This window comes from Lacinutrix sp. MEBiC02595 (genome assembly GCF_053601555.1).
Map to the genome: position 1 here is coordinate 1 of NZ_JBSHNU010000234.1, position 233 is coordinate 233.

The 233-nt window shown below is 44.6% G+C and carries 1 protein-coding gene; it reads right to left on the reverse strand.

What is annotated here, in order from left to right; all coding sequences use genetic code 11:
- Nucleotides 1-233 (reverse strand): hypothetical protein (locus ACVCZW_RS13285; RefSeq protein ID WP_452232645.1); only part of this gene is annotated, 233 nt, incomplete at both ends.

A 233-nucleotide genomic window follows, 5' to 3' on the forward strand; every position in this document is an offset into this window, starting at 1 on the left:
TTCCACTTACTGGTACCGTTACTTCGGTTGGCTCTGTTCCATCTGTTAATGTCGATCCTGTTGGTAAAGTAGTTGTATCTACTACGATATCAACTGTTCCTGCTGGCACTCCTTCTATAGTATAGGTTCCGTCTGTTGCTGTTGTTGCTGTTGGCTCTCCTGCGTCTAATACACCATTGCCATCTAAATCTGCAAATACCGTTACTGGAGAAGTGAATCCCGTTTCTGTTCCG